This window comes from Lishizhenia sp., from assembly GCF_033720595.1.
In the GTDB taxonomy this organism is placed as follows: Bacteria; Bacteroidota; Bacteroidia; order Flavobacteriales_D; family Crocinitomicaceae; genus Lishizhenia.
This window is the reverse complement of sequence record NZ_JAWWCF010000149.1, coordinates 1-7,564: the sequence shown is the minus strand read 5'-3', so window position 1 is coordinate 7,564 and position 7,564 is coordinate 1. Positions and strand designations below refer to the sequence as shown.

The window sequence follows — 7,564 nt, the reverse complement described above, 5'->3', positions numbered from 1 at the left end:
GCCTCCTACCACAAAATCCTTCAGGCGCTGCCAGTGCTATCCCTGTTTGAAATTGGTATTATTTATAAAAATCATATTTTTTTTTTAACATTTAACTCCCCAGCAATTTAACTTGCGGCAGTAATTTTCAACGAAGGAATCCCCTTCCTCAAAGACTACTATAGCCCTTGTAAATCAATTAAAAAAGTAATTTTGTAGTTCAACTACAACTGAAATATAAAATGACAAATAAGTTTCTAGCTGAGTACATTGGTACTTTATGGTTAATTATTGGAGGATGTGGTAGCGCCATGATCTCTGCCAATTATCCCGAACTTGGAATTGGTGTTTTAGGTGTATCACTGGCGTTTGGACTTTCAGTGCTTACCATGGTTTACTCTATTGGCCCAATTTCTGGCAGCCATTTAAATCCTGCTATAACTATTGGCTTGTGGGTTTCAGGTAAATTTGAAGGTAAAGACGTCCCCTACTATGTTCTTGCTCAATTGTTAGGAGCCATTAGCGGAGCTGCTTTGTTATATGTCATTCTGCTCGGCAAACCAGATGTTGTTATCGGTTCATTTGCTGCAAACGGCTATGGAGAGCTTTCTCCTGGTAAATATGAATTACCGTCTGCTTTTTTAATAGAAGTCATCATGTCTTTCATGCTCATTTTCATCGTTTTAGGCGCAACCTGCGAATTAGCTCCAAAAGGAATTTCTGGATTATCTATTGGATTAGGGGTTACACTTATACACCTTATTAGTATACCAATTACCAACACTTCTGTTAACCCAGCAAGAAGTACGAGTCAAGCAATCTTTAGTGAAACAGCAGCAATGGAACAGCTCTGGTTGTTCTGGGTAGCCCCTCTCATAGGTGCTATTATAGCCGGACTAATGTTTAAGATTTTATCCATGGAAATCCCAGAATAACCGAACTCTATTAATATTACAGAATAAAATCAGGTGAATTTTGAACGTATTTACTCGTTAATTTCAGAGTTTTATTACCTTGTTATAAGCAAATATGAACATTCTGAAATTGTGTATTATGAAGAGATTAATATGCTTACTTTTTCTTCTCTCGTTTATTCCTCAAATAACAAGAGCGAACGATAACAAATCAAAAATATTCCAACGTTTGGAGCAGTTTCAGTTTAATGAAACAACGCTTACAGAACATTTGATTGACTCCCTAGCGAAGTACGCCTATACCACCACCACCACCACCTACATTAAAAATGATCAAAAAGTTAAAAAGGCCCACTACAACCCCAAATTAAACCTGGGGGAACGCTGGCACCTAGACAGTGTAGACCATAGAGTACCTACCTCTAAAGAAATAGCCGTATTCAATAAAAATCATAACGAAGATAAACATGGAGCAACGGGTAAAATTTCAGACACTTCATGGCATATCGTTGAGGATAATAAAGACTATTTAAAAGTGAGTTTCCGTTTTGAACCAGATGGACTCCCCGACCTGTATAGTTTTCTAAGTCAATGCATTGGTTACGCATATTTTAATAAGCAAACCAAGAAATTAGAAAGGGCACAATTCATCAATGAGCACCCTGTACGTTTTCATATTTTCCAGGTAAAGGAGCTCGAGGTAAATATTTACTACAACTTTAACGCCGCCAAAAAGAAATACTTCGTAGATCACGAAATTGCCGAATTATGGATGAATCTCTTAGGTAACAGAGTATACATCAAAGAAATCTGCGAATTCTCAAATTATGTAAAGGTGAAATAGAATTGATCTCAGAAATGAAGGGGTAAACTAAGCTTGCGATTGCCCAAAAAAGTCAAATAAATGATAGAACAGCGTTTCTTTACACCTGAATGCGATACATCGCTACAAACAAAGTAGAAAGAATGTACTTTTGCATAAAAATTCTATTGTGTCTAAAAGAAGAAATACATTAATTGTTTGGGTTGCCATTTATCCAGCCATTACCTTGCTGAGTTATTTAATTGGTAACGATATCAATCATCTTCCTATTTACGTAAGAACATTAATACTCACAGGTATCTTAGTACCCGCTATGATTTACTTCTTGATTCCTTTTTGGGCTAGTATTATCAATAAAATACCGAGTAAGCAATAGAAGAAATAATCCTTTAATCAATTGCTCCCAACCCTTTTAAGAGCATTTCCCATGCTCTGTTCATGCTTGCCTTACTATCTAAAATTGCAGAAGGTAGAACGACACTGCCCAGCATCCTAATCAATAATACTGTATCGTTTAACACTTCATAACTAGGGGCTACTTCTCCCCTTTTAATTGCGCGTTCAATCGGACCTTGGACCAATTGAATCAACCTTTCATTTAAATGCGTAGCTCTTTGCGGTAAAAATGGTAACAATCCTTGATAGCGATATTGAAATTCGGCTGCCTTCATCAACAATAAACGGAATTCATTTTCATCATGCGCTAAGGTGTCTGCATAATCTTCCAATATTTTTAAATTATAATGCATTAACGCAAGTACTAAACTTCCCTTGTCTTCAAAATTCCTGTAAAGTGTAGCCCTACTCACTTTGGCTTCTCTCGCAATTACACTCATAGAAACTTCGGGTCCCTTTAGCGCAAATAAATCATGGGCAACACGAATAATAGTATTTCTGTTGGCTGAAGCATCAGATCTTTTTTCATTAAATGCACTTTCATTTTTCGCCGAGTAGTCTCTCATACACTAAAAGTAAAAAGTTTAAATGATACACTATGTATCACTTAATATTTTTTTATTAAATTTATAATGGAAAATAAAACCGAATGAGACGTGAAAAGTATTCGAATAGAATATTCACAGATTATTACCTAAGCACCACGATATTATCAAAAGTTTCTCAAAAGGAAATTTAGATGATTTATCCAATCTGAAAATTTCAGAGACCTACTCATGCCAAAAGTATGAGTAGGTTAATGGATCGAATAGCTAAGAAAGCTATACGTAGAGAAAACCATCTCTTCAATTTATCACCTTCATTGTTTACCTAACCCCTTCAAATTATTTAAAACAAAATTACCAGGAAAAGCATTGAGAAGACTATTATACATCTATACGCATACAAATTGGGAATTTACAAGCTTGTTACACTGCATTATATTTAAATGAAAGCTTACTTTTATTGCAAAACAAAGGCGCCTCATTGAAGCGCCTTTAAACCCTTTACAACTAGATACTAATAAATGCTATGAAACTCTTTATAAATATCTTTATTACTATTCTTATAACACTCCTGATTATCAATTGTTCAGGAGAAAATGAAAAAAAATTATTTTTTCGTGTTACCCGTATCGTTGACGGTGATACTTTTTGGGTGGTAGATGAAGCTTTGAATCGACAAAAAATAAGACTGATAGGAATAGACACACCTGAATTAAAGCATGGTAATGAACCCGAAGAGTTCTATGCCCAAGCGGCCAAAGAATTTTTAATAGATTTAATTGCAGACCGAGAAATCCGACTAGAATTCGACCAAGAACATACCGATAAATACGGTAGAACCCTAGCCTACGCATACGTAGACGATACTGTTTTTGTAAATAAAACCTTGGTTCAAAAGGGATATGCCCACAAACTGCCCATTCCTCCCAACACCAAATACGCCACACTTTTCACGCAACAAGAAAGACTTGCCAAATCTCTAAAACTTGGAATATGGCAACAACCTTAAAGCTCTAAAACAAGGTTAGTTTTACTTTTCTGACTTAAATTTCATCGATTAACACATCTTCCGTTTGCGGCTTCTTCTTATCGATGTAATTATTAATGGGCTTCAACTCTCTGATAAAATAACTCGCAACAATTGCTTGGAGAATGAATACGAAAATTGAGGTAAAAGCATCGTAGTTCATACGCACGCCCAAGGGGTATACACCCACCCAAGAAAGTATATGCATTAATACTACTAGGCCATAAATTGAAGTACCCACATAGTAGATTCTTGGATAACTTTTTATCAAAATAAAGGTTAACAAATACCCAATAAAACAAACCGTATTGTAAATTCCCAACGGAGAAACAAAACTCAGACTTAAAGAGTTTAAAAGCGTAAACAATCCTATAGTTCTTGTTAGGGTAAAGTATGCAAAAAGTATTCTGATAGATACAAAATTAGGTAACTCACGTTTTAGTTTATTCACCGTTTTATACCTTCTCCCCTCCACTTTCAACTCTATTTTCATAGGTCTCTCTTTAGTAAAAGCAAGAGACACTTTCCCTACGTCTTCAGAATTAAAGAAAGTTCCCTTTTTTATTTCCATGGGATCTTCGATAATTTGAATCAACTTTTTAAAGTAATAGATATGTACATTTCTATACCCCGGTTCCCACACGAGTGTTAAATGTTTGTTTTCATCTTTAGGGTCGAAATAGCGCTTGGTAAAGGTGCTCATTTAAATAAATTTAGGACGAAACTAACATTTTTTTACTTCCTCAAAGAATATCCGTAACTTGTAGTATACATTCAAAAAACACAGGTCATGAATTGGAAATTGATTATCTCGTACGCATCTTTTGGTGTCTTGGTAGGACTACTTTCTGTTTTTACCAATAGTATAGTTACCGAACCGGTATTTTGGCTCATTTACGCATTTATTGCAGCATATGGTTTTAAAACCAAGGTCCCTTCAAATAGGATAGCCCATGTACTCTTTTTTGGAATACTCTGCGGAATTTTCAACGCAGGTGTGCAAGCCTTATTAGCTGATAGCTATTTGGCCAACAACCCAGTTTTCGCAAGGGAATACAGCGCTGCTCCTGTTTCACCAAAAGCACTGATTATGTTTACCGGACTGCTTTTTGGAATTATTTATGGTATTATTGTCTTTGTAATAACTATGATATATAAATCGAAGGCAACAACCGAATGATTGGAACTCCCATCTTTAAAATAAAACCACGACTTACAGGTTTCAGACTTATAAATCTTTTAAGCGGAATCTTGCTTATCCTCATGGGACTAATTTTGATGGGGGATATTTACTTCAATTACGATTTTAACCTAAGAGATAACGGTAATTTTGGCTACTTTACATTTGGTTGCTTTATTTCCTTTATAGGAATATTCGCAATCCTTATGCTTTTCCTTCTTTCCAAGAAAATTCTGGTTTATGAAAATCACTTTAAAATCGGAAAAGATTTAATTAAGCTCAATGAAGTACGCGGTGTTAAACTTACTGGTTTACAACCTTCTTCTATTCTTTTTGGAGAAATAGAAGGCATGCATATCAAGCTTTTGAATCGAAAAAGTTATTATTTACACGATTCTCTCTATAAAGACCTACATCATTTTAAATTTTTCTTGGACAAAAAAATGAAGGGAGCAGAAAATAGCCCCTCAGAAAAGAAAATTCAACAACATATTTACTTCGCCTTTAAACCTAAGCTCTACCATGATCCTATCGTAAAATCGATTTATTTCGGATTATTTTTAGGCTTGTTTCTCTTATGTACAGGCCTCCTTCTACGATATGAGCAAGTTTTTTTTAGCGGTGCGATAAGTATAATAATGATGTTTTTATTCCTTTACCTTAGAGCAAGGTTTTTCTCGGAAATAGAACTGACCAATTCTTCCTTGATTGTAAAAAGAAAATTAAATAGAAAGAAAAAGAAAATTATAGCTATTCAAAATATTAGAGAGATTGCTTCTTTATATAAACGCACTCGAGAAGAAGAAAAAGGTTTATTGATCGTAATGAATGATTTCAGCACAATGAAGGTCTATCTTCCAGGGCTAATTGAAGTTGATAGTAAAAAGATGGTTCATTCCTTAACTCAACTTCAAACCCCCATGCGAAAAGGCTTTAAAGAAGAAATAACCTACTTTGCGTAAATATTATTAAGCGAGCTATTTCCATGTGAATTTTATTCCTTAACTTACTATCCCGTAAACAGATAGGTAATGAAAAACGTGACAGACAAACAAAAATGGGTAATTCGAAGCAAGATGCTTGAATTTCAAAAAAATGGATTGCTCTCTTACGGGAAATACTTGGACGAACAACTCAAGTTCGCCTCCAAATCTCAACTCCGCGTGGCCTATAAAAGCTACATAGAAAAAGAAATTACGCGCAACAACGATAAGATTCGCATCCTCAATGAAAGGTTAATGTAGAGGTAGAGTTTTTGAGTTTTAGACCGTTAGACCGTTAGACTTTTAGATAGTTTGTTTGATGTGATGGACTTGACTACGGCCTTCGAGACTTCTCATTCCTCGACCTCAGGCCTCAACGGGTTGATAAGGCGGATGGAATCTTCAATGGATCTCAATTTGAAAATTTGATGGATTCGCAGGTTCATCATTTGATAAGATTTAAAAATTTAAAACATTCGCTGCGCTCATTATTTAAAGATTTAAGGAAGACCTAATATCTTAAAGGTGCATACATTTATTCCACCTTTTTTAAAGGTTTAAATCATTAAATTTTTAAATTTCTAAGTAGTTAAACAGAGAGCTATACTTACAATCAAATAATACCTCTTGCTCCCTACTCACTCTCTATACTGACTTCTACCAGGGATATGAGCGTATACCCCACAGGGGCAAAACACATTGATACATCCAAGAAATAGAGCGACCGAGGAAGCTTTATTACTGGGAATGTAGAAAGTGTTTTGCAACGAGGAGTAGTAGCGTTAGCCCTACCCAAGACGTCTTTCAGCGGATTGGGGGTAGCCTAAATACACCTATAAATACCGCTAAGTTTTCACCTCTCACCCATCACTTATCACTATTTTCTCATTTTCTCGCCTCAATACTTTGCATTAATACTATAAACGGCTATTTTTGGAAGCGCAAATTAAAACAGACAAAAAACTCGCATTCATGAGCGTATTAGTAAATAAAGATTCTAAAGTAATCGTACAGGGATTCACAGGAAGTGAAGGAACTTTCCATGCTGGACAAATGATTGAGTATGGAACAAACGTTGTTGGAGGGGTAACTCCAGGTAAAGGTGGACAAAAGCACTTAGACAAGCCAGTATTTAATACTGTTGCTGCTGCTGTTGAAGAAACAGGTGCTGATGTATCTATTATCTTTGTACCGCCTGCATTTGCTGCTGACGCAATTATGGAAGCTGCTAACGCTGGTATCAAAGTTATCGTTTGTATCACAGAAGGTATTCCAGTAAAAGATATGATCTACGTTCAAGAATACTTGAATGGAATGGATTGTACTTTGATCGGACCTAACTGTCCAGGTGTTATTACTGCTGGTGAAGCGAAAGTTGGAATTATGCCAGGATTCGTTTTCAAAACGGGTAAAGTTGGTATCGTTTCTAAGTCTGGTACTTTAACTTACGAAGCGGCTGACCAAGTTGCTAAAGCAGGTTTAGGTATTACTACAGCTATCGGAATTGGTGGTGACCCAATCATTGGAACAACTACTAAAGAAGCGGTTGAGTTATTGATGAACGACCCAGAAACTGAAGGTATCGTAATGATCGGTGAGATCGGTGGTAACTTAGAGGCTAACGCTGCGAAGTGGATCAAAGAAAACGGAACGAAGCCAGTTGTTGGATTCATCGCAGGAGAAACTGCTCCTAAAGGAAGAACAATGGGTCACGCAG

10 protein-coding genes are annotated in these 7,564 nt (G+C 35.9%); 8 read left to right on the top strand and 2 right to left on the bottom strand.

Annotation, left to right across the window (positions count from 1 at the left end; all coding sequences use genetic code 11):
* Nucleotides 1–221: 221 nt before the first annotated feature.
* From aqpZ to R3333_RS10685, 3 genes are all read left to right on the top strand, one after another.
* Nucleotides 222–914 (top strand): aquaporin Z, encoded by a 693-nt coding sequence (gene aqpZ, locus R3333_RS10695; RefSeq protein ID WP_318958787.1) that lies wholly within the window; start codon nucleotides 222–224, stop codon nucleotides 912–914.
* Nucleotides 915–1,032: 118 nt separating this feature from the next.
* The gene (locus R3333_RS10690; RefSeq protein ID WP_318958786.1) at nucleotides 1,033–1,737 is read left to right on the top strand and encodes a hypothetical protein; all 705 of its coding nucleotides are present in this window, start codon (nucleotides 1,033–1,035) and stop codon (nucleotides 1,735–1,737) included.
* Between the two features lie 148 nt (nucleotides 1,738–1,885).
* Complete coding sequence (locus R3333_RS10685; protein ID WP_318958785.1) at nucleotides 1,886–2,092, top strand: hypothetical protein; 207 nt, start codon at nucleotides 1,886–1,888, stop codon at nucleotides 2,090–2,092.
* A 13-nt stretch (nucleotides 2,093–2,105) separates the two neighbouring features.
* Here R3333_RS10685 and R3333_RS10680 read toward each other — a convergent pair whose 3' ends face one another.
* A complete protein-coding gene (locus tag R3333_RS10680; RefSeq protein WP_318958784.1) occupies nucleotides 2,106–2,678 on the bottom strand; it encodes a helix-turn-helix domain-containing protein in 573 nt (190 codons plus the stop codon).
* Nucleotides 2,679–3,183: 505 nt separating this feature from the next.
* Between R3333_RS10680 and R3333_RS10675 the strand changes: the two genes are divergently transcribed.
* Nucleotides 3,184–3,666, top strand: a complete 483-nt coding sequence (locus R3333_RS10675; protein ID WP_318958783.1) for a thermonuclease family protein — start codon at nucleotides 3,184–3,186, stop codon at nucleotides 3,664–3,666.
* 34 nt (nucleotides 3,667–3,700) lie between these two features.
* Here the strand turns inward: R3333_RS10675 and R3333_RS10670 are convergent, their stop codons facing one another.
* Entirely contained in the window at nucleotides 3,701–4,387 is a 687-nt protein-coding gene (locus R3333_RS10670; RefSeq protein ID WP_318958782.1) for a hypothetical protein, read from the bottom strand.
* Nucleotides 4,388–4,474: 87 nt separating this feature from the next.
* Between R3333_RS10670 and R3333_RS10665 the strand changes: the two genes are divergently transcribed.
* From R3333_RS10665 to sucD, 4 genes are all read left to right on the top strand, one after another.
* Entirely contained in the window at nucleotides 4,475–4,864 is a 390-nt protein-coding gene (locus tag R3333_RS10665; protein WP_318958781.1) for a hypothetical protein, read from the top strand.
* Between the two features lie 443 nt (nucleotides 4,865–5,307).
* Nucleotides 5,308–5,826 carry a hypothetical protein gene (locus R3333_RS10660; RefSeq protein WP_318958780.1) on the top strand — a complete coding sequence of 173 codons (519 nt, stop codon included), beginning with the start codon at nucleotides 5,308–5,310 and terminating at the stop codon, nucleotides 5,824–5,826.
* Nucleotides 5,827–5,895: 69 nt separating this feature from the next.
* Nucleotides 5,896–6,108, top strand: coding sequence for a hypothetical protein (locus R3333_RS10655; protein WP_318958779.1), 213 nt, complete (start codon nucleotides 5,896–5,898; stop codon nucleotides 6,106–6,108).
* Nucleotides 6,109–6,819: 711 nt separating this feature from the next.
* Nucleotides 6,820–7,564 (top strand): succinate--CoA ligase subunit alpha (sucD, locus tag R3333_RS10650; protein ID WP_318958778.1); only part of this gene is annotated, 745 nt, incomplete at its 3' end.